At 37.9% G+C, this 23776-nt stretch carries 16 protein-coding genes; 10 read left to right on the forward strand and 6 right to left on the reverse strand.

Annotated features, from left to right (window positions below; translation table 11 throughout):
• Positions 1-183: 183 nt before the first annotated feature.
• From ABEA36_RS00695 to xylF, 3 genes are all read right to left on the reverse strand, one after another.
• Positions 184-1350: a sugar ABC transporter permease gene (locus tag ABEA36_RS00695; RefSeq protein WP_345487690.1), complete on the reverse strand. Its 1167-nt coding sequence runs from the start codon at positions 1348-1350 to the stop codon at positions 184-186.
• Complete coding sequence (locus ABEA36_RS00700) at positions 1343-2869, reverse strand: xylose ABC transporter ATP-binding protein (RefSeq protein ID WP_345487692.1); 1527 nt, start codon at positions 2867-2869, stop codon at positions 1343-1345. Before ABEA36_RS00700 ends, ABEA36_RS00695 begins: the two co-directional genes overlap by 8 nt.
• Before the next feature lie 95 nt (positions 2870-2964).
• Entirely contained in the window at positions 2965-3963 is a 999-nt protein-coding gene (xylF, locus tag ABEA36_RS00705; RefSeq protein ID WP_425571835.1) for a D-xylose ABC transporter substrate-binding protein, read from the reverse strand.
• A gap of 504 nt (positions 3964-4467) precedes the next feature.
• Here xylF and xylA point away from each other — a divergent pair.
• From xylA to galM, 9 genes are all read left to right on the forward strand, one after another.
• Positions 4468-5787: a xylose isomerase gene (gene xylA, locus ABEA36_RS00710; RefSeq protein WP_345487694.1), complete on the forward strand. Its 1320-nt coding sequence runs from the start codon at positions 4468-4470 to the stop codon at positions 5785-5787.
• 62 nt (positions 5788-5849) lie between these two features.
• Entirely contained in the window at positions 5850-7301 is a 1452-nt protein-coding gene (gene xylB, locus ABEA36_RS00715) for a xylulokinase (protein ID WP_345487696.1), read from the forward strand.
• Positions 7302-7424: 123 nt separating this feature from the next.
• The gene (locus ABEA36_RS00720; RefSeq protein WP_345487698.1) at positions 7425-8591 is read left to right on the forward strand and encodes a XylR family transcriptional regulator; all 1167 of its coding nucleotides are present in this window, start codon (positions 7425-7427) and stop codon (positions 8589-8591) included.
• 129 nt (positions 8592-8720) lie between these two features.
• Positions 8721-9704: a galactose-1-epimerase gene (locus tag ABEA36_RS00725; protein WP_345487700.1), complete on the forward strand. Its 984-nt coding sequence runs from the start codon at positions 8721-8723 to the stop codon at positions 9702-9704.
• A 296-nt stretch (positions 9705-10000) separates the two neighbouring features.
• Positions 10001-11305 (forward strand): MFS transporter, encoded by a 1305-nt coding sequence (locus tag ABEA36_RS00730; protein ID WP_345487702.1) that lies wholly within the window; start codon positions 10001-10003, stop codon positions 11303-11305.
• Positions 11302-12318: a UDP-glucose 4-epimerase GalE gene (galE, locus tag ABEA36_RS00735; protein ID WP_345487704.1), complete on the forward strand. Its 1017-nt coding sequence runs from the start codon at positions 11302-11304 to the stop codon at positions 12316-12318. The genes ABEA36_RS00730 and galE overlap by 4 nt, the downstream gene beginning before the upstream one ends.
• Before the next feature lie 20 nt (positions 12319-12338).
• Entirely contained in the window at positions 12339-13382 is a 1044-nt protein-coding gene (gene galT / locus ABEA36_RS00740; protein WP_345487706.1) for a galactose-1-phosphate uridylyltransferase, read from the forward strand.
• On the forward strand, positions 13382-14539 hold the full coding sequence (gene galK, locus ABEA36_RS00745) for a galactokinase (RefSeq protein WP_345487709.1): 1158 nt from the start codon (positions 13382-13384) through the stop codon (positions 14537-14539). The genes galT and galK overlap by 1 nt, the downstream gene beginning before the upstream one ends.
• Positions 14526-15557, forward strand: coding sequence for a galactose-1-epimerase (gene galM / locus ABEA36_RS00750; protein WP_345487711.1), 1032 nt, complete (start codon positions 14526-14528; stop codon positions 15555-15557). Before galK ends, galM begins: the two co-directional genes overlap by 14 nt.
• A 53-nt stretch (positions 15558-15610) precedes the next feature.
• Here the strand turns inward: galM and ABEA36_RS00755 are convergent, their stop codons facing one another.
• The 3 genes from ABEA36_RS00755 to ABEA36_RS00765 form a co-directional block, all read right to left on the reverse strand.
• Positions 15611-18718, reverse strand: coding sequence for a beta-galactosidase (locus ABEA36_RS00755; RefSeq protein ID WP_345487713.1), 3108 nt, complete (start codon positions 18716-18718; stop codon positions 15611-15613).
• Positions 18719-18942: 224 nt separating this feature from the next.
• Positions 18943-19953, reverse strand: coding sequence for an HTH-type transcriptional regulator GalR (gene galR / locus ABEA36_RS00760; protein WP_345487715.1), 1011 nt, complete (start codon positions 19951-19953; stop codon positions 18943-18945).
• A gap of 138 nt (positions 19954-20091) precedes the next feature.
• Positions 20092-22218, reverse strand: coding sequence for an alpha-galactosidase (locus tag ABEA36_RS00765; protein WP_345487717.1), 2127 nt, complete (start codon positions 22216-22218; stop codon positions 20092-20094).
• 276 nt (positions 22219-22494) lie between these two features.
• On the opposite strand from ABEA36_RS00765, the gene ABEA36_RS00770 reads away from it, so the two are divergent.
• The gene (locus tag ABEA36_RS00770) at positions 22495-23508 is read left to right on the forward strand and encodes a LacI family DNA-binding transcriptional regulator (protein WP_345487720.1); all 1014 of its coding nucleotides are present in this window, start codon (positions 22495-22497) and stop codon (positions 23506-23508) included.
• Positions 23509-23776: the final 268 nt, after the last annotated feature.

Genomic DNA, 23776 nt, shown 5'->3' on the forward strand with positions numbered 1-23776 from the left:
TTTGGTGAGTTATTCTGATTTTTTCTATTGTTATTATGAAAATTTGTTTATGTGATATTTATCACGTAGCAAATGTGATAAATATCAGAATGTGCATCTTAAAGATGAGTGAGATCACTTAGGAGTCAGTATTTTGCTCCTAAGTGATGATTGAGATCAGTAAACTAAACGAATAAATTGGGTTTAAGCTTTTTGTTTAGTGGCACTGTCCATCCATACCGCTAACAATACAATGAAACCTTTAATAATATATTGCCAAAATGTTGGTACATCTAACATACTCATTCCATTATCAAGGAGCGCCATAATAAACGCCCCCATAACAGCTCTTGAGACGCTACCTGTACCACCAGAAAGGCTTGTTCCACCAATAACACAAGCCGCAATCGCATCCATCTCAGCGGTGGTTCCCGCTGAGGGAGAGCCTGCGCCAAGACGCGATGCTAAGATTAACGCTGCCACAGCAACTAATAAGCCGTTTATGGCAAAGACCATGAGTTTGGTTTTTTCAACATTAATACCAGATAAGCGTGCGGCCTCAATATTACCACCTACAGCATAAATTCGTCGCCCAAAGGCTGTTTTGCTGGCAATAAACATACCAATAAACATTAAAACTAACAAAATGAGTACTGGAGTAGGGATGCCACGATAAGTATTGAGAAGATAGACTAAACCTAATGCAAAAACTGCAATAATGACATCTTTACCGATGGTTTTACTTTGAGTTGGTACATTGAGTCCTAGTTGAATGCGAGCTTTGCGGCTTTTACGTTGCCAAAAAACAAACACTATCAGTAAAACAAGCGTAATAGTATATCCAATGTGGTTACTTAAATAACTTTGTCCGATTAATGACATACTTTGGCTCGTTGGCGAGACTGTTGTACCATCGGTAATGCCGACTAAAATACCGCGGAAAATTAGCATACTGGCTAACGTTACAATAAATGACGGTACTTTACGATAGGCAACCCACCAACCATTCCATGCACCTAATAAAAAACCTGCCGCTAATGTTGCAAGGATTGTTAAAGGAAGTGGCCAACCAAACCAGACATCTAAAATTGCAGCTATCCCGCCTAATAACCCCATTAATGATCCCACACAAAGGTCAATTTCAGCAGAAACAATAACAAATACCATTCCCACAGCCATAATACCGGTTATGGATGTTTGCCTAAGAACATTAGACATATTACGAGCACTAAGATATGAACCTTCAGTTAACAGGAAAAACAATAACATTAGTACCACAATCGCGATTAACATGACATAAATTTGGAGGTTGACGCCTTTTAAATAATCGATCAGGGGATGAGTTGATTTTGTCTGAATTTGCTTATTCATAATGTTGACTCCTTAACGCCGCTTCCATAATATTTTGTTGGGTTAATGCTTGATTAACTAAGTTGGCTTTTAACTTACCTTCATGCATTACTAAAATTCGATCACTTAATCCTAGTACTTCGGGTAATTCTGATGAAATAACGATGATTGCGATGTTCTGTTTCGCTAATTGATGAATTAATTTATAAATTTCATATTTCGCACCAATATCAATTCCGCGTGTCGGTTCATCTAAAATTAAAATTTTCGGTTTTAATAATAGACATTTAGCGAGAATTGCTTTTTGCTGATTACCACCACTTAAACGTGCGATGGCAAGCGATGGAGAAGGGGTTTTAACGGTTAAAGATTGAATAGCATCAACAATCGTTTGTTGTTCTTTTGCTTCATTAATCATGGAAAGCCAATTTGTAAAATCATTTAATGCTGCCAGCGTGATATTTTCAGCGACACTCATCACTGGCACAATACCATCTTTTTTACGATCTTCGGGTACCATAACAATGCCTAACTTAATCGCTTGCTGGCAATTATCAACCGTTATTGGTTGTTGATTAAGGTATAGGTTACCTTGTTTTTTGCCTTTATAAGCACCAAATAAGCATTGTACCGTTTCTGTTCTGCCTGCTCCCACTAATCCAGCAATACCTAAGATTTCACCTTGATGTAATGAGAATGAAACATTATCAACTCGTTTTATATGTTTATTAAAGGGATGCCAAGCTGATAGATTTTCAACACGTAAAATTTCATCCCCAATTTGATGGGGTTGAGTGGGATAAAGATCGGTGAGTTCTCGTCCAACCATCATCGCAATAATCTGTTCTTCAGTAAGCATCTTAGCGGATAAGGTATTAATATGAACACCGTCACGAATGACACAAATCATATCTGAAATCGCTTTCACTTCATTGAGTTTGTGTGAAATATAAATACAGGCAATATTATGATTACGTAAGTCTTCTATAATTGCTAATAAAACATCTGTTTCGCGTTCCGTTAATGACGCCGTTGGTTCATCTAAAATTAATAACCTGACTTGCTTATTTAATGCCTTGGCGATTTCAACGAGTTGTTGCTGCCCTAGTCCCAGCGAGCTCAATTTGGTATTGGGATCAATATCTAATTTCACTTGTTTTAATAATGAGAGGCAATGAAGATACATTTTGTTATAGTCCATTACTCCATACTGGATGTATTCTCGGCCTAGAAAAATATTTTCGAGTACACTCATTTCTTGAACTAAAGCTAATTCCTGATGAATGATGGCAATACCTTTGTCTTCAGTATCTCTGATATGATTGGCTTTTAACCGTTCACCGGCAAAATAAATTTCACCACTGTAGCTGCCATAAGGATAAACCGCACTGAGTACTTTCATTAAGGTTGATTTACCAGAACCATTTTCACCACATAGTGACAAAATTTGACCACTATTTAAACGTAAGCTAACGTTATCGACCGCTTTGACAGAACCAAATGTTTTTGTGATGTTTTTCATTTCTAACAGACATGACATACTGACGTTCTCCTACGATTTTGTTCACCAACGTAACGAGAAAAAAGTAACTAAAATTAACTATGTGATTTTAGTTACCGTTATGGGAAACTCGATTAGTGATATATCGCCTCTTTAGTGTGGTGACCATCGGCAATGACGGTTTGTTCTATATTAGTTTGATCGATAGCAATAGGGGTTAAGAGATAAGCAGGTACCTCTTTTAAGCCGTTATTTAATGTTGCATTCGAGAGTGGGGTATCGCCCTTCGCTAAGCTGACCGCAATATTAGCAGCTTGTGTTGCAAGAGCTTTTAAGGGTTTATAAACCGTCATGGTCTGTGTTCCGATTGCGATACGTTTAATACCCGCTAAGTCAGCATCTTGACCCGATATGGCCACCTTACCCGCTAGTCCTTGAGCCGCAAGTGCCTGGATTGCCCCTCCTGCCGTTGCATCATTGGATGCAACGACAGCATCAATTCGATTATTGTTTGCTGTGAGTGCGGCTTCCATGATTTTAAGTGCATTTTCAGCGAGCCATGAATCAACCCATTGATCACCGACAATTTGTACCTCACCACTATCAATATGAGGTTGTAAAACATTCATCTGTCCTTGACGAAATAATTTAGCATTATTATCAACCGGTGAGCCGCCCATTAAAAAATAGCGACCTTGTGGTACTCGATCAAGAATATATTGTGCTTGCAATTCGCCTACTTTTTCATTATCAAATGAGATGTAAAAATCAATATCAGCATTGTTGATTAGTCGGTCATAAGCTAGAACTGGAATACCTTCGCGTTTTGCTTCAGCAATAACATTACTTAAGACATTACCGTTATAGGGAATGATGACTAGTACATCAACACCGCGATTAATCATATTTTCGATTTGTGATACTTGCGTTCTTTCATCGCCATTAGCTGATTGGACAAAAACAGTGGCACCTAATTTTTCTGCTTCGGAACTAAAAATCCGGCTGTCTTTTTGCCAACGCTCTAAACGCAGATCGTCAATTGACATCCCTATTTTAATATTTTTAGCTAAAGCTGGATTGATAGAGCACAGTAAGGTGAAAAGAGTCAATAGGATATATTTCAATTTTATCATGATAACCTCTCGAGTGAGTTTGATAGAAATGATTGCATTATTGCGCGCATTTCGGTGTATATACTCCAGTGCCATCTAAAATCTCGCTAGCAAAATCCATTTAAATACATCACAAACTATTTAGAAATAGATGGTTTTATCGCTGTAGATATTTTTATTAATCGGATTTTTCTATATCAATTAACCGTTTTAGAGTATTGATTAAGTGGTTTCTCAGCAATTGTCGAATTTGATATTGGTTTTATGATTTTTGGTTAAATGTCTATTTTTTGATGTTCATCACATTTATTAAATTAGACGAAAGAATAAAAATTAATTACATGATTATTAATGTTTATTTTTATTTTTTATCTCTCATGAATCCTAATAATGTGAGGTATATCACGTAAACTAAATTTCATAATTACGATACAAAATTCTACAATAACAATGTCAAACTGTTGCCTCTAATATGCAGTTAACAAGAACAAGCTGTTTAACCAATCAAGTATAGAGGTAACTGAGATGAGTAATTTTTTTGATAAAATTGAAAAAATCAAATATGAAGGTGTGGGATCAAAAAATGATTTAGCGTTTCGTCATTATAATCCCAATGAGGTTATTTTAGGCAAAACAATGCAAGAACATCTGCGTTTTGCCGCTTGTTATTGGCATACTTTTTGTTGGCAAGGGATTGACATGTTTGGTTCACCTGCCTTTAATTATCCTTGGTATAAAGGTAACGATGAACTCGACATGGCAAAAGCTAAAGCCGATGTTGCTTTTGAATTTTTCCATAAACTCAATGTTCCTTACTATGCTTTTCATGATGTTGATGTAACACCGGAAGGCAATTCAATCAAAGAGTATATGAATAATTTTGCGGTAATGGTTGATGTATTAGCACAAAAACAAGTGGAAACAGGGGTCAAACTATTATGGGGAACGGCTAATGCATTTAGTCATCCACGTTATGGTGCTGGTGCGTCAACCAACCCTGATCCAGATGTATTTGCATGGGCAGCAACACAAGTTGTGAATGCAATGAGTGCAACACATAAATTAGGTGGTGAGAACTATGTATTATGGGGTGGGCGAGAAGGCTACGAAACACTGCTTAACACGGATTTACGTCGAGAAAGAGAACAACTCGGTCGTTTTATGCAACTGGTCGTTGAGCATAAACACAAAATTGGTTTTAAAGGGACGATTTTAATTGAACCTAAACCACAAGAACCAACCAAACATCAGTATGATTATGATGTTGCTACCGTTTACGGTTTTTTAAAACAATTTGGTTTAGAAAAAGAGATTAAAATGAATATTGAAGCAAATCATGCCACATTAGCTGGTCATTCATTTCAACATGAAGTTGCCACGGCAATTGCACTCGATATTTTTGGTTCATTAGATGCGAATCGTGGTGATGCACAGCTTGGTTGGGATACCGATCAATTCCCAAATAGCGTGGAAGAAAATACACTCGTTATGTATGAAATCTTAAAAGCGGGAGGATTTAAAACGGGTGGACTCAATTTTGATGCAAAAGTGAGACGACAAAGTACCGATAAATATGCACCATTTTATGGTCATATTGGTGCAATGGATACTATGGCTATCTCGCTGAAATGTGCGGCAAAACTTCTAACAGACAAAGTGTTAGAAAATGAAGTTAATGCAAGATATGCAGGTTGGGATAATACATTTGGACAAGATATTTTAAATAAAACATTATCGCTGCAAGATATTGCTGATTATGTCGTTAAACATAATCTCAATCCATCACATGCGAGTGGTGATCAAGAACGTCTGGAAAACATTGTTAACCGTTATATTTATGGTTAATGACGTCAGCCGGTGCTACTTATCAGGCATCGGCTTATACGTAGGATTAAAGAGGTTAAAATATGTATATTGGTATTGATTTAGGCACATCCGGTGTCAAAGTGATTTTGATGGATGAAAAACAAACAATTATTACCTCGCAAACTGAAGCAATCCCAATCTCACGCCCAAAACCATTGTGGTCTGAGCAAAGTCCTGCTGATTGGTGGCAGGCAACCGATAAAGCTATGTTATCACTTAAAGCCAATCATGACCTTTCTGCGGTCAAAGCGATTGGACTAAGTGGGCAGATGCATGGTGCAACGTTAGTCGATAAAGAAGGGAAAGTATTACGTCCTGCTATTTTGTGGAATGACGGACGCTGTGTACAAGAATGTATTGAATTAGAACAATTGGTTAGCAATAGTCGTCAAATTACAGGTAATTTAATGATGCCTGGCTTTACGGCGCCAAAATTGAAATGGTTATCAAAACATGAGCCCACACTTTTTGCTCAAGTTGATAAAGTATTATTACCAAAAGATTACTTACGGTATTGTATGACGAATGTTTTCGCGACAGATATGTCTGATGCCGCAGGGACTATGTGGCTCGATGTTGCGAAACGAGATTGGAGTGATGCACTTTTGAATGCCTGTCACCTTACTCGTCATCATATGCCAAAATTATATGAAGGGTGTGAGATTACTGGTACAGTGCAAGAGGATATTGCAAAACGATGGGGCATTGGCTGTATTCCCGTTATTGCTGGCGGTGGTGATAATGCTGCTGGCGCTGTTGGGGTTGGGCTAAGCCAGTCAGGACAAGCCATGCTATCATTAGGTACATCAGGCGTTTATTTTGTTGTGACAGACCAGTTTTTAAGTAAACCCGAACAAGCCGTACACAGTTTTTGCCATGCGTTGCCGGAACGTTGGCATCTTATGTCAGTGATGTTATCAGCCTCATCTTGTTTAGATTGGGCGTGTAAAATTCTCAATATTCATGATGTTGGTCAGCTATTAACATTAGTTGAAACATCACAAAAACCACAAGTTCCGATCTATTTTTTACCTTATTTATCAGGTGAAAGAACCCCACATAATAACGCTAACGCAAAAGGCGTCTTTTTTAACATGACGATGGCGCATACTCAAGTGGATTTGGCTAGAGCGGTATTAGAGGGGGTGAGTTTTGCATTAGCGGATTGTATGGATATATTACATAGTACAGGAGTTACACCAACCCAGATTTTACTTATTGGTGGTGGTGCTCAGAACGCTTATTGGTGTCAGTTGCTGAGTAACATTTCTGGGCAAACGTTAACCTTTTGCGAAGGCGGGAATGTAGGGCCAGCACTTGGTGCTGCAAAATTAGCACAGTTAGCATGTCATCCCGCATTATCTATCGGTGATATCGTAACGCAACCTAAGGTGATCAGGCAGTTTGTTACAGACAAGACTCAGTACCAGCAATACCAATCACAACGTCAGTTTTTTAATAGGCTGTATCAACAAATTGAATCTTTATTTTGATTGATTATATGACTTAATTTGCGACTTAGATCGGTCGCAAATTAACATTATTGAACTCATTGTATTAAAAATTAATTATTGATATATAATTTCTATTACAGTTATTCAACCGAGTGCTGATCAATGGAAGAAAAACGTCATCGAATTATCTTATTGTTTAATGCAAATAAAATTTATGACAGACAAATTATCAAAGGAGTGGGCTATTTTTTACAAGCAACTCAAGTCAATTGGGACATCTACATTGCCGATGACTTCCGCACCAGTTTTAAACATTTTCCCGTTTTATCGGGTGATGGCATTATTGCAAATTATGATGATCCCGATATTGTTGACTTACTTGCAAATATTGATATTCCTATTGTGGGCGTTGGCGCATCCTACCAAAACCCACTCGATTATCCAACAATCCCCTATGTCGCGGCCAATAATGATACGTTAATCGAAAAAGCATTTAATCATTTATACTCTAAAGGCATTAAGCACTTCGCTTTTTACAGTATTCCGCCAAGCCAGTACTGCCGTTGGGCGAGTGAACGCGAAAACTCGTTTAATCGAATTATGATACAAAAAGGGTTAACTGGCTCTGTTTATCAAGGCATGGAAACAACACTCGATAACTGGCAACTGGCTCAAAATGAACTGGTGAAATGGATTACATCCTTACCGCCAAATACAGGCATTATTGCGGTTAATGACGCAAGAGCACGCCATGTTTTACAAACTTGTGAGTTTATGAAACTCAAGATTCCTGAACAACATTGTGTGATCGGTATTGATAATGAAGATATTATCAATTATTTATCTGTTGTGACATTATCAACCATTGCACAAGGCACAGAGGAGATGGGCTATAAAGCCGCGTCATTATTACAAAAATTATTACTCAATAAAATGAATGGAACGCCGAGAATTTTAGTTGAGCCGCAAAAAATCATTGAGCGGCGTTCAACTGATTATCGCTCAGTACAAGACCCTTATGTTATGCAAGCGATGAACTTTATCCGTAATCATGCCTGTCGTGGCATTAAAGTTGAGCAAGTGTTAGCTGAGGTGAGATTATCACGTTCTAATTTGGAAGCACGTTTTAAAGCTGAATTAAATAAAACCATCCATAATGTGATTCACCAAGAAAAATTTGATAAAGCGAAATATCTGTTATTGAACACCACATTATCAATTAACGAAATTTATCAAATGTGTGGTTATCCGTCTTTACAATATTTCTATTTTTTATTTAAAAAACATTATAATAAAACGCCGAAAGAGTATCGAGAACAGGAAAAATAGTGTGAGTTATTTGCATAATCTCACATTAATGAAAAATCATAATACTAAGATGAAAAAACACAATAAACAAATCTTTGTTTGTATTTTATGTTAGTCACACATTAAGCAATAACACGGAGTGCTTGAGTGATGACACTGAGTATACAAAATTGTCATGGTGTTAAATTACAATTTTCAGCTATTGGTGCGACATGGTTATCTTGCAAGTTACCTTTATCTCATAACCATGAACGGGAAGTCTTACTCCCATGTCCGTCTCCACATAATAATAGTGCTGCATTTATAGGTGCAACAATAGGACGTTATGCGAATCGAATTAAAGAGGCGGTGATTCAACTTGATAACCGTCACTACGCGCTAAATGCTAATCAGTCTATTCATCAATTACATGGTGGTGCTGGCGGTTTTCATACCCGAACATGGCAACGGCTAAGTCATCAGACAAATCGAATTATTTTTGGACTGATTTCCACCGATGGTGATCAGGGATTTCCTGGACAAGTGAAAGCAACCGTTGATTATTTTATTACTGACCATAATCAGGTCATGATTAATTATATTGCAACGACAGATCACACTACCCCAATAAATTTAACTAACCATGCTTATTTTAATCTCGATGGCTGTGGAACGATACTTACACATCAATTATCTGTCGATGCAGATTATTATTTGCCAGTTGATAAACATGGTATTCCGCTTAATGGTTTAGTTGCTGTTGAGGATGGGATGATGGATTTACGCCAACCCAAGCCAATAGGTGAATCTTTACTATCATGCCCAGATCGTCAGCGATTAGGGGGATACGATCATGCTTATTTGTTAAATCATACTGATCCGAAACGTGAAAAAGCAGTCGCAAAGTTAATTTCTGGCGACCAAAAGGTGAAGATGACGGTGTGCACCAATAAGCCCGCATTACAAATTTATACGGGTAATCATTTAGCGGTTGTCGATACGGCTAGCCACCGTTTACAAAATTATCAAGGGATTGCTCTGGAAACAGAATTTTTACCTGATAGTCCAAATCGCCATGATTGGCCTCATGAGAGCAGTTGGTTTACTGCTGAACAATTTTATTGTTATACAACTGGGTACCAATTTTATTTTTAGTGTTAATATCTTACAAAATAAGGTTGATTGTTGAATTCATCTCGTGTGCGATACCCTGACAGCAATGAAATTGAAATAGGGATATCTGACGGTGTTATTTCATTATTATCAAGTAATGACGTGCCTTTTTTAAAAAAATGTAAGCGTTTACATAAAATGATGCATAGATCACTTTTTTTACTCTTTTTAAATGATATGATGATTAAAGTTATTAAGTAATTTATTTCATTATCGAATGTAATCGATTACTTAATATGTATTTTGCACAGTGCTATATCAATAAAGAGGAAATAGTAATGGACATAAAGAAGTCATCGTATTTTGAAAATAAAAATTACTGGATATTTAGTGCTTTTTTCTTTCTCTACTTTTTTATTATGGGTGCCTATTTCCCGTTTTTTCCTGTTTGGCTAAAAATGAATGGGCTCAATCAGGCTGATACAGGTTATGTTTTTTCATTTATCTCTTTATTCGCACTGTGCTTCCAACCTATTTTTGGATTACTATCCGATAAATTAGGATTGCGTAAAAATTTATTATGGATTATCACTGGGCTATTAGTATTATTTGGACCTTTTTTTATTTTTGTATTAGGCCCATTACTGAAAATTAATGTGACACTTGGCTCGATTGTCGGCGGACTATACTTGGGAATGGTATTTAATGGCGGAGCTCCTGCTATTGAAGCTTATGTTGAAAAAGTGAGCCGACGTAGTGGGTTTGAGTTTGGTCGAGCTAGAATGTTTGGGTGTTTTGGGTGGGCCATTTGTGCTTCATTTGTCGGTATTATGATCACCATAAATGCTAACGCCGTGTATTGGTTGTGCTCAGGCTTTGCGATTATTTTATTAATTCTTGTTAAAGTTGCCAATCCAGAAAAAAGTTCAACGGTTGATGTGATTGAAAAAATGGGTCTTAACAAAGAACAACCCTTTAAACTGAAGTTAGTCATAGAGTTGTTAAAGATGCCTAAAATTTGGTTCTTTATGTTATACATTATTGGTGTTGCATGTACTTATGATGTATTTGATCAACAGTTTGCAAACTTCTTTACATCATTTTTCCAAAGTGAAGCAACGGGTCGTGAAGCCTTTGGTTATGTGACTACGATGGGTGAGTTTTTGAATGCTATGGTGATGTTTCTTGCTCCCGTGATTGTGATGAAAATTGGCAGTAAAAATACGTTATTGATTGCAGGTTTAATTATGTCAATACGTATTACCGGCTCCGCATTTGCAAGTTCTGCAATCGAAGTCATTATCCTAAAAACATTACATATGTTTGAGGCGCCGCTTTTACTTGTCGGTGCATTTAAATATATCACAAAGCATTTTCCACTTAAATTTTCCGCAACAATATACTTAATTGCATTTTGTTTTGCAAAGCAGCTATCGATTATGTTTATGTCAACTTTTGCAGGCTTAATGTATGTCAATATTGGTTTTGAAGGCACCTATCTGGTGCTTGGTATTATTGCTTTCACGTTTACCATTATTTCAGTATTTACCCTTTCAGGGAGAGGGCCGATTGCTGTCTTGCGTGGTAAAAAAAGTGAGCCTGGCGTGAACGAACTTTCTTCTAACGAAGGTGCACAATCATGAATATTTTAGTGACAGGGGGCTGTGGTTATATTGGTAGTCATACATGTGTTCAACTCATACAAGCTGGCTATACACCGATTGTCCTTGATAATTTAGTTAACAGTAAAGTCGCTGTTTTAAAACGTATCGAATTAATTACGGGTCATCAGGTTCGTTTTTATCAAGGTGATGTGCGTGATAAAAAACAACTGGAGCAAATATTTAGTCAACATAATATTAGTGCTGTAATTCATTTTGCAGGCTTAAAAGCCGTTGGCGAATCAGTACATAAACCATTGGAATATTATGATGCGAATGTATCTGGTGCATTGGTATTAATGCAAGCTATGCGAAGAGCAGGGGTTAAACAACTGGTATTTAGTTCATCGGCAACGGTATATGGTGAAACTGCTGATGTGCCTTATCGAGAAGATATGCCATTAGGTTTACCATCAAGTCCTTACGGTAAAAGTAAAATGATGGCTGAACAAGCTATGATCGATTTATCAACAGCAGAAAACGATTGGTCACTAACCTTACTGCGTTATTTTAACCCCGTCGGTGCACATCCAACAGGCTTAATGGGCGAAGATCCGCAAGGGATTCCTAACAATCTTATGCCTTATATCACTCAAGTTGCAATTGGAGCACGTCCTGCTTTAGCCGTATTTGGTCATGATTATCCGACAAATGATGGGACATGTGTGCGCGATTTTATCCATGTAGTTGATCTCGCCGATGGTCATATTGCAGCCTTAAGAAAAGGCTTAAATCAAAATGGTTTACATATTTATAATCTAGGTTCAGGAGTTGGACATAGTGTTCTTGAGGTGATTAATGCTTTTGAGCAAGCGTCAGGTAAGCCATTAGCATGGCATTTTGCTCCACGTAGGGTCGGTGACCTTCCTGCATTTTGGGCTGATGCAAGTAAAGCAAAACAGCAACTTGGTTGGCAAACAAAAATGACATTACAACAAATGGTTGCTGATTCTTGGTTATGGCAAGTTAATAATCCTAAAGGCTATTTAGATTAGTGAGTAAAAGGACGTATATCATGGTACAGTTTAATCCCGTTGATCATCCACATCGTCGGTATAACCCATTAACAGGGCAGTGGGTTTTAGTTTCACCGCATCGAGCTAAGCGCCCCTGGCAGGGCCAACAAGAGGCCATTTTAGAAGAGCAAAAACCACCCCATGACCCTGATTGTTTTCTATGTGCGGGTAATCGACGAATTACTGGCGATATTAATCCAAATTATGCGGGTACTTTTGTATTTACTAATGATTTTTCAGCACTCATGCCTGATACTCCTGACTCTCCAATGTTGAATGATCCACTTTTTCAGCAGCAAAGTGCTCGCGGCACAAGTCGTGTGATCTGTTTTTCACCCGATCATAGTAAATCGATGCCTGAATTAACTGTTACAGCAATTGAGCAGGTGATTAAAACTTGGATTGAACAGCAAACTGAACTTGGACAACATTATCCTTGGGTACAAGTTTTTGAGAATAAAGGTTCTGTGATGGGATGTTCTAATCCTCATCCTCATGGACAGATTTGGGCAAATAGTTTTATCCCTAATGAAGTTGATCGAGAAGACTATCAGCAAAAACAATATTTCAAGCAGCATCAGTCAGTGATGTTGGTTGACTATGTTAAACGTGAATTACAAGATGGTCGTCGAATTGTTGTTGAAACAGAGCATTGGATTGCGGTAGTACCATTTTGGGCAACATGGCCTTTTGAAACATTATTGTTACCCAAAATACATATCGCAAGAATGGTGGAATTAGATCAGCAACAGCGTTGTGATCTGGCGGTAATATTGAAAAAATTAACCAGTCGATATGATAATTTATTTCAATGTTCATTCCCCTATTCAATGGGGTGGCATGGAGCCCCATTTATGGCTGATACAACGGATTATTGGCAGCTTCATGCACATTTTTATCCCCCTTTACTCCGTTCTGCAACCGTTAAAAAATTTATGGTCGGTTATGAAATGCTTGCTGAAGTTCAACGTGATTTGACGCCAGAACAAGCGGCACAAAGATTACGAGATGTGAGTGATATTCACTATAAGGAAACCCAATAATGAAAGACTTGATTAAAAATGTAACGCATATTTTTGAACAACAATTTGGCTATCAACCTGACACATTCATTCAGGCTCCTGGACGCGTTAATCTAATTGGTGAGCATACCGATTATAATGATGGTTTTGTTTTACCGTGTACGATTGATTATCAAACGGTCATTTGTTGTCATAAGCGTGATGATAACCTGATCAATGTGATTGCGGCTGATTATCACAATCAACATGACCAATTTTCATTAGACACCGTTATCGAACCTCACCCTAATTACCAATGGGCTAATTATATTCGTGGTGTTATTAAATATCTTCAGCAACATCATTGTCATTTTCATGGTGTCGATTTTGTTGTCAGCGGCAATGTTCCACAAGGTGCAGGACTCAGTTCATCTGCATCATTGGAAGTGGCAGTAGCAAAAATGATGCAGGTTTTATATGACCTCCCTCTATCTGGCACACAATTAGCATTGATTGGTCAGGAGGCAGAAAATAAATTTGTCGGTTGTAATTGTGGAATTATGGATCAACTGATTTCAGCATTAGGTCAAGCACAGCATGCTCTACTAATTGATTGTCGAACGTTAGCCGTGAAGCCGGTTCCATTACCTAAAGATGGCGCAGTGGTGATCATAAACTCAAATGTTCAACGGGGTTTAGTCGGTAGTGAATATAATACGCGAAGAGAACAGTGTGAAATTGCCGCTAAAACACTAGGCGTCAAAGCATTACGTGATGCAAACTTAGTACAATTACATCAGATCAGAAATAAACTGTCACCTGATGTATTTAAACGTGCCCATCATGTTATTACTGAAAATACCCGCACTATTGAAGCTGCACAAGCATTAACCGATGGGGATTATGCGAAATTATCATTATTAATGGCACAAAGTCATGCGTCAATGCGTGATGATTTTGCCATTACCATTCCGGCCATTGACTATTTAGTCGAGATTGTTGCACAGGTGCTGGGCAACCAAGGTGGTGTGCGTATGACAGGCGGCGGTTTTGGCGGATGTATCGTTGCCGTTATGCCACATGAAAAAATTGCTGAGGTACAGCAAACTGTTGCAGAGAAGTACCAACAACGTTTTGGTTTGAAAGAAGATTTTTATATTTGTAATGCGAGTAAAGGAGCCAGTGATGTCACAAACTGAACTTGCTCCAGATGGTAAGCCATTTAACTTAATCACACTCGTTAATCGACAAGGAACGACCGCCACATTCTGTGATTGGGGGGCGACATGGTTTTCATGCCGCATAAAGGTTAAGCACCTATTTAGAGAAGTTTTGTTGGGGGGTCATTCCGCTCAGCAGTATTTAGCACAGCAGGCTTACTTAGGCGCAACAATCGGTCGTTATGCCAATAGAATTGCACAGGCAAAACTTGATTATCAACAGAAACAGTATATTTTGTCTGCAAACCAAGCTCCTCATTTGCTACATGGTGGTGTCATGGGGCTAGATAAACGTCGGTGGCATATTCAAGAACAGCATGCTCATAAAGTGATTTTTACCATCTTCTCCAGTGATGGTGACGAGGGATTTCCTGGTAATTTATCCGTTAAAGCATGCTATGAATTAGACGATAATAATCAAATGCATATAGATTTTACTGCAACAACAGATCAGGCAACGCCAGTTAATTTAACTAATCATGCTTATTTTAATCTTGATGGTAATGTGGATTCACCCAATTCAGATATTAAACACCATACTTTGCACGTTAATGCTGATTATTACCTTCCGGTTGATAAAGATGGAATCCCACTTGGTTCGCTGATTACGGTAGAACATGATGATATGGATTTACGTCATGCCCGTAAGGTAGGCAAAAATTTATTAACCAGCGTTTCACGTCAATTAGCAGGGGGATATGATCATGCTTATTTACTTAAGCAAGATGGTCAAATGGTAGCAAGTTTAGTATCAACTGATAATTTACTGGCTTTACATGTTTTTACGTCTAAACCGGCTCTTCAGGTTTATACCGGTAATTTTCTGGCAGGGACCCCGAATCGGGTCGGGGGATATTATCAAAATTATGCTGGTATTGCGCTTGAAACACAGTTTTTACCTGACAGCCCGCATCATTCAGATTGGCCACAACCGAGTTGCTGGTTGTTACCTGGTGAGACTTATCGTCATCATACCATTTATCAGTTTGATTGTTAGACATCATGCCTTATTCGTTATAAGTGAGCCATCAATTTGATGGCTCATTTGATTTAATGACGTTTTATCGACACTTGATATTCATAATGTTTTTGGTTTAGTAAAAACTCTTGATGCACATTCGGCGTCCATGAATCATCACCACCTAATCCCATATGGTAACCATCAATACTGACATAAGCACCTTGCTCGGCAACGAGAAGATGGCGATGGGTCTTTTCAGTCAGTTGCTGAGTACCATATTGATTGATATTAAACTGGAAATTACCTGTAATAGACCAATCATTGACATCTAATGATTTCACATCACAGCGTAAACCATTTTCACACGGGTAAATATATGGCGTATAAAGATCACTGAGGGGGCGTTGCCAGTAACTAAATTGTGCTGATGTTTTACGATCCGGGTAATTTTCGTGAGGACCAAGCCCTAACCAATTAACCTGTTTTGGTGTTTCAGCTAATTGAAAATAGAAACCAATACGCGCTGGAGCTGGCATCGCATTACTGATATCAACTGCGACGGATATCGTAAGAGTGCCATCTGCTGTAAAATCATAAGTCCAGCAGCTTTGAATCACTTTTTTATGATTAAAGAAGTAACCATTAAGGACTTTGATGATGATGTGATGAGAACTTGCCTGGCTTTCAATGGCTAAGCATTGATGAGATAAATCATAGTATCCTGCTGCTTTCCACTGCTCCACCCAAGCAAAGGGGTTATTGTTACTATCAAAATCACCACTGATGCCAATATCATTATCAATCGGAGCCCGTACAAACTGATCTTGAAAAGCGCAATCTAGTCCAGCGCGATCACCTTTCCACCATTGACTTAATTGGCCGGTTTCTTTATTAATCTCGATACGCTGATCGGTGTGACAGATAAGATAAGATTGTTCATTTTCAATCAGTTGTAAATCGCCTGATCGATTAAGGGAAATATCAGGCATAAATTGATTTTCTAATGCCCATTGATCCCAAGCAACAAGATGGTCTTTATCCGACCAGGTTGTCGCATTAGGCTGAACGATACGTGCGTTAAGATAACACAGGCCTTGTTCTAATGAGTCAGGCAGTTGCTCAACTAAAGTGACAATAACTTTATGGGATGGCGAAATATTCAAAGGCATCTCACCGGTTAATTTAGTGACACCATTCAATTGAATCTCCCAATGTAAGTATTCGTTATCTGTTGTTCGAAATACATATTCACTTGTTATTTCAAGCGTGAGTGGAGATTGACTCAATAATTTGAATTGAAACGGTTGTTGAACTTTTTTAACTTCAATCAGACTTGGGTGAGGCTGACGTTCAGGGAAAACCAAACCATCAATACAAAATTGACGATCATGATATGCCTCACCAAAATCACCGCCATATGCCCAATATGATTCGTTGTCTTTTGTGTGACAGCGAATACCATGATCGGCCCATTCCCAAATAAATCCACCTTGTAAACGAGGGTACTGCCTAAATGCTTGCCAATATTTATAAAAGCCCCCTAAGCTATTACCCATAGCATGCGCATATTCACATAATATTAATGGACGATTTTCTTTTGGTAAGCTAATCCATTTTTTGATAGACCATTTAGGGACATTCGGATGGTATTGATCTTCATCGACTCGCGCGTACATTGGGCAGATAATATCCGTTGCTGCGGTATTTGCGCCACCGCCTTCATATTGAACGGGACGACTTGGATCATAACTTTTAATCCACGTATATAAGGCATCGTGTGTCGCACCATGACCCGATTCATTACCCAGTGACCAGATGATAATTGATGCATGATTAAAATCACGTTGAACCATACGGGTGACTCGTTCACTGTATGCGGCAAACCAATTAGGATCGGCAGATAAACGTGACATAGGATACATACCATGTGACTCAATATTGGCTTCATCGACAACGTAAAGTCCATACTCGTCACATAACGTATACCAAAGCGGATGATTTGGATAGTGGCTACAACGTACAGCATTAAAGTTATGTTGTTTAATCAAACAAATATCATGGATCATCGCCTCTCGAGTTACCGCGTAGCCTTGGTCAGGATAAAATTCATGACGATTAGTGCCTTTAATTAATAGCGGTTTTCCATTAACCATCAATTGACCATCTTTGATTTCGACTTGCCTGAATCCAATATTATAGGCTTCTGTTTCAATCAATCCATGATGTTGATGATTTAAGGATACAGTGACTCGATAAAGTGTTGGCGTTTCAGCACTCCATAACTGTGGAGCATTAACCGGAATTGAGCATACCAAACGATCATGATAAGCTCCTTTTTCATCGATTAGTTCTGTACCCAACGATTGTTGATGTGATACAACAAGCGTATCACCTAGCCAAAGATTTATTTCGACATTTAAATCTTCATTTTTGTGATTTAATCGCAGGCTATCGATCACATCGACTTGCAAGTTAAGTGTCGCATTGCGATAGCATGCATCAAGTTGTGTACTGATTTGGACATGACGAATATGTTGTTTTGGTTTATTGAGCAATGTTACATCGCGGAAAATACCATTGAGCCGCCACATATCTTGATCTTCAAGATAGCTACCATCACACCATTTTAACACTAAAACGGCTATACGATTTTGGCCTACTTTTAAGTATTGGCTTAAATCAAACTCTGCGGCAATCCGACTATCTTGTGAATAGCCAACCCATTGTCCGTTACACCATAAATGAAAGGCTGAACAAACACCATCAAATATAATGCGGGTATCCCCTTTTGTTAACCATTGTTCACTGATATCAATATAGCGAGAATAAAGGCCTGTCGGATTTTGTTCTGGAACAAATGGTGGGTTATAAGGAAACGGGTAACGAATATTGGTATAAACGGGAGCATCATAACCATGGAGTTGCCAATTTGCAGGAACAGCAAGCGTCGTTTGATCCAGTTCTTCAACGAGCCACCGTTCTGGAATCTGATCGGGTGAATCAAAATAACTAAAAAACCAATCTCCATTGAGAGATAATATTGAATCAGATTGATGATTATATTGTGCATCATACGGATTGCGCCAACTATGGTAAGGTGCATGGGTTGGTAATCTATTAATACTGAGTACAGATAGGTTATTCCAATCTTGCCGATCGAGCACATCTTTAAGTGAATGAGTCGTCACTACTGTCATAGTATCTCCATGTATTACGGTGAATAATGAATAATATTATAGCAACTTAAAAAATTAAAAAAGTGATCTTGATAACAAATATGTAAACGCATACATATAATATTTTCAATACATTTTTTATTTATAAAATCATTTTTTTAATAACGTTTTCATTGATCGATTAGCACAGTTAATGCTGGTTTGCTCCGTGAAGCATATTACCTATACAATCGCATTAATGTAAATTAAACACTTCCTAAATTTTGTACTGAATAACGTTTAGTTAAGGTCGGCGTAAAGATATTAATGGTATTTTGGGGAATATCTTGTCCTTTTGCCAGTGCTAATGCAAGTTGTGCCGCTTGTTGTGACATTGATTGTAATGGATAACGAATGGTGGTCAATTTAGGATAAAGATAACGCGCAATCGGCATATCATCAAAACCAATGACAGAAATATCGACTGGAATTTTGATATCGTTATCATACAGTACTGACATCGCACCTGCAGCCATTGAATCGTTATAACATGCGATGGCAGTGATTTGGCAATTGCGTTCAAGTAATGTCATCATGGCCTGTTCTCCACCTGATTCATCGGGTGAAGAAAACGCGATATTAACATCTTCAAAAGCAATAGCATGTTCTTGTAGACCGTCTTTATAACCTTGCAAACGGTCATGAGCGTCTGAAATTGAATGGTTAGAACAAAGATAACCAATATTTTTGTGACCATTTTGAATTAAATGACGAACAGCTAAATTTGAACCATAGCGATCATCGAGTGCAATACAACGATGTTCAAAACCGACAAGTATTCGATTGATTAACACCATACCTGGCACTTGTTGCATTAATTTAGTGAGTTCTTGATCGGTTAACATTTTTGCATGTACAACAAGCGAGGAACATCGATGTTCAATAAGTTGTAAAATGGCATTACGCTCTTGCTGTTCATTATGATAGCCATTGCCGATCAATAAAAAGTTACCCGTTTGATAAGCTACTTTTTCAACTGCACTGACCATTGCCCCAAAAAAGGGGTCTGATACATCAGCAACAACAATACCGATAGTATTGGTGGTTTGTTGAGACAGTGCTCTAGCATTAGCATCGGGATAATAATTTAGTGTCAACATCGCTTTTTGTACATTGATGCGTGTTTTTTCACTCACACTCGTTGAGTTATTAACAACACGCGATACTGTCGCTATTGACACTTTTGCTAATCGAGCAACATCTTTTATTGTAGACATGATAATAATCTTATTATTGAATATGCAATTAATGTATATAGTGTTAAATAGAATAACTAAAAAAGCAAATTGTTATCTTCATTGTCTTTGGTTCATGTTACTCAGGGAAATCGCAATATCGCGATTCCCTTCATAAAATTATAACGCCGAGACTTTAAATAACATGGCAGTTTCGGGATCGAGAACCGGTAAAGGTAAACCGATGTTTTGTAGCCACTCTCCACTGAGCGTAGTGCTTTCCATCATCCAATAAGGTAACTGCTTCATAGTATGCCCACTATTTACTGGATTAATGTTTTCTGGCATATCCAGAACTTCAATACGATAGTTAAGATCATGCCTTAAACCAGTTAAACGTAAATCACCACTAAGGGCATAAGTTGGCATTTTGAGTTGTGCGATAATAAAAATAGCGTGTTGTTGATCTTGACTAACTACGCCATAACTTTGCATGGCTTGTGGGTCATCAACATCAAGTCTTAGACTATTGCCATGATGTAATAGCTCGCGGAATTTTTTGTGTAATTGAATATAATGAGAAAATTCTTTTTGCTCTTGTGGTGATGCTTTTACGGGATCGAGTTCAACCCCCATATGCCCGACTAATGCGGTGAGCCCTCGCAGATTAATATCGTGTTGGCGGTAAGTGGTATGGCATAACTTACCACCAATATGCGCACCCATTACTTCAGGTGGGAAGAAATAACTCATTCCTCTTTGGATCGTTTGACGTTCTAATGCATCATTGGAATCTGAAGTCCAAAAACGTTGAGTACGCTTTAATATCTCATAGTCAATTCGGCCTCCACCAGATGAACATGATTCGATTTCAACATGTGGGAATTTTTGTTGGAGTATGTCTAACAAACGATATAAACTTTCTGTCTGACCAACGATAGCAGGGGAACCTTGATGACCGGCTTGCACAATTTCACGGTTCATATCCCACTTTATATAATCAATATCGTGATTCCCTAATAACCACGTTAATCGTTCTAATAAATAATCAAATACGGCTGGATTTTGTAAATCTAGGACATATTGATGTCGACCAGAGGGCTGATTATAGGCTGGAAGTTGTAATAACCAATCAGGATGAGCCCGATAAAGATCTGAATTTTTGTTGATCATTTCAGGTTCAACCCAAATACCAAACTCTAAGCCTAATGATTTTACATGACTAATAACAGGTTCTAAACCATGAGGGTATTTTCTTCTGTCAAGATACCAGTCACCTAAGGCTTGCCAGTCATCATCACGAGTTCCAAACCAACCATCATCAATAATAAATCGTTCAACACCAATTTCAGCCGCTTTTGTCGCCATCTGCATGATATAGTTGGGATCATGATCAAAATAGATACCTTCCCAAGTATTTAAGTGAACAGGGCGTGGTTTATTTTTCATTTGAGCAATAATGTTTTGACGTACAAAATGATGAAAATGTTGACTCATTTTATTTAGGCCCTGATCACTATAAGTTGCATATAGCCAAGGTGTTGTTAATGTTTCATTTTGAGCTAATTGGATTTCACCCGCTAAATACAAAGCTTCTGCTTGGATAAAGCGTTTACCATTACTTTTAACTGCGACTTGTATACGATGATTTCCACTCCATGCTAGATGTATACCCCAGACTTCACCTTGTTGCTCACTAAATGCGTTAGTACCAATGACCATTCCTGGAAAGTACTCATGAGAAGTTCGCCCACGTCGGTTTTCTTGTAAATATCCACAATGATCAATATGGGTGCGATGAGATTGGAATTCTTTAATCCAACGGCCATTAAATGCCATTAATTCGATAGCGCGTTCGGGTAAAGGTAACGTCACTGATAAACGATTCACTTGATAAGGCGTTTCACCAAGATTGGTTAGGCTATTTTGAGTTTGTAAGACACCATTATTGTCAAACTCAATACGTGAAGTAAGGCGTAACTGTGCATGAATATCATCGGCAATGATTGTGACACCTCGCTCATCTCGAATCACTTGTTCAGTTGTAAAATGGGGAGACCAATCTTGCCCTGATCGATGCCCCTCTAAACCGGGAGTACTGAAATTACCTACTGCTTCTTCTGGGCACAAAGCAAAAGGGATATCGATATCAAGTCTAGAATTTGGTATGGCAGGTTGTAAACAATCAATAGATTGTTGATTAAAATGCTGTATAGGTTTACCCCAATAAAGCAATTGTGCATAAGGTTTAGTGCGTAAAATAATATCAGTATCTTTGCTTTGCAGATGGACAGTTGTGGCGTTCATTTCAACTCCTTAAATAAGTAAGTTACAAATTAATCGTGCAATTGACATTTAGCACCTTAATCCGAAACGTTTCGGATTAATAGATTATTATTGAAAATATGTGATCTTAATCAGATTTTTTAATTAAATATTCCTGATTTAACAATGGTGTAATCGATTACATAAAAGTCGCTGAAATGCTGTCTATTTTGAGTGTTGATTGATAACTCAGCTAGCCAGCACAGTATTAATTTGTTAACGTATTATCTTTGTGTATAAAAAATGTAAAATCACATTATGTCTTTAAAAAAAATTGCGCAAACACTCGGTATTTCTGTTACAACGGCAAGTAGAGCCTTGAATGACCATGATGATGTGGCCAAGGATACAAAACAAAAGGTATTTAAAGCTGCAAAGGCAATGGGGTATCGACCAAATGCATCAGCGCGTAGTTTAAAAATGGGTAAAAGCTATGTTATTGGCTTAGTTTATCCTTTCCATGTGGACGTATTAAATGATATCTGTTTTACGCAGATGATTGATAGCTTAAATAAAGAGCTGAATCAATTGGGATTTGATCTACTCCTCATTCCTGATGAAAATAAAGATGAAATTCCCGTATTTCACCGTTTATTATCAAGCCAGCGTGTTGATGCGTTATTAATTGCACATACCTTTATGGATGATGCCCGTTTGCGTTACTTAGTCAAACATCAGTTTCCATTTATTGCCCTTGGCCGTAGCAATCTCTCAGCGGAATTTGCTTGGTTTGATTTTGATAATCAGCAGGGAATCAGAATGGCAATTGATTATTTGGTGCAACAAGGACATCAAAAAATCGCGTATATTGGCGGTAACCAGCCATTGACCTTTATTCATTTACGTCGAACTGGTTATGTGCTTGGTATGCAATCGGCACAGCTTGCATTCAACGATGAGGATTGTCAAATGACCGAAATGAATCGACGCGGTGGATATCAGGCTTGCCAGGTATTACTCACTCGTCATGCATCACAAATTCCCACTGCGATAATTACTGACTGTAATATGATTGCTGATGGGGTAGCGATGGCGTTAGAACAATATATGCAACGCAATCCTAAAAGAACTAAACCGGTACTAATCACTTATGATGGTTTACCTCTCGATACGTTATCGAATTATCCATATTCTACCATCACACAATCAACACGTAATCTTGTTGGTAAACAGATTGCGAACATGTTGGTACAGTTACTGGCAGGTGAAGAGATAAAAAATCTTCAGGTTTTATGGCAACCCGTGTTAAAAATTCATTCGCCTAATCATTAATCTATGATGTATCGTGATTTGTGAACAATTGATTAAAACAGCGTAAATAGTTCATTTTGTAACGATATGATATCAATTAGGTATCGTGTTTTTATTAACATAGCTTGACGGTAATCAAGGTCTTTTTATCTAAAATGTTTATTTTGTGACCAACTTCACTGTATTTTTAATGAAAATATTCTATGATGACGCCTCATTAATAATGGAAAAATGATTAATTTGTGTTTTGGTTGGGAGGTAGTATGTTGCATTATTATCTAACAAAAGG

Source organism: Orbus sasakiae (genome assembly GCF_039542345.1).
Classification (GTDB): domain Bacteria; phylum Pseudomonadota; class Gammaproteobacteria; order Enterobacterales; family Orbaceae; genus Orbus; species Orbus sasakiae.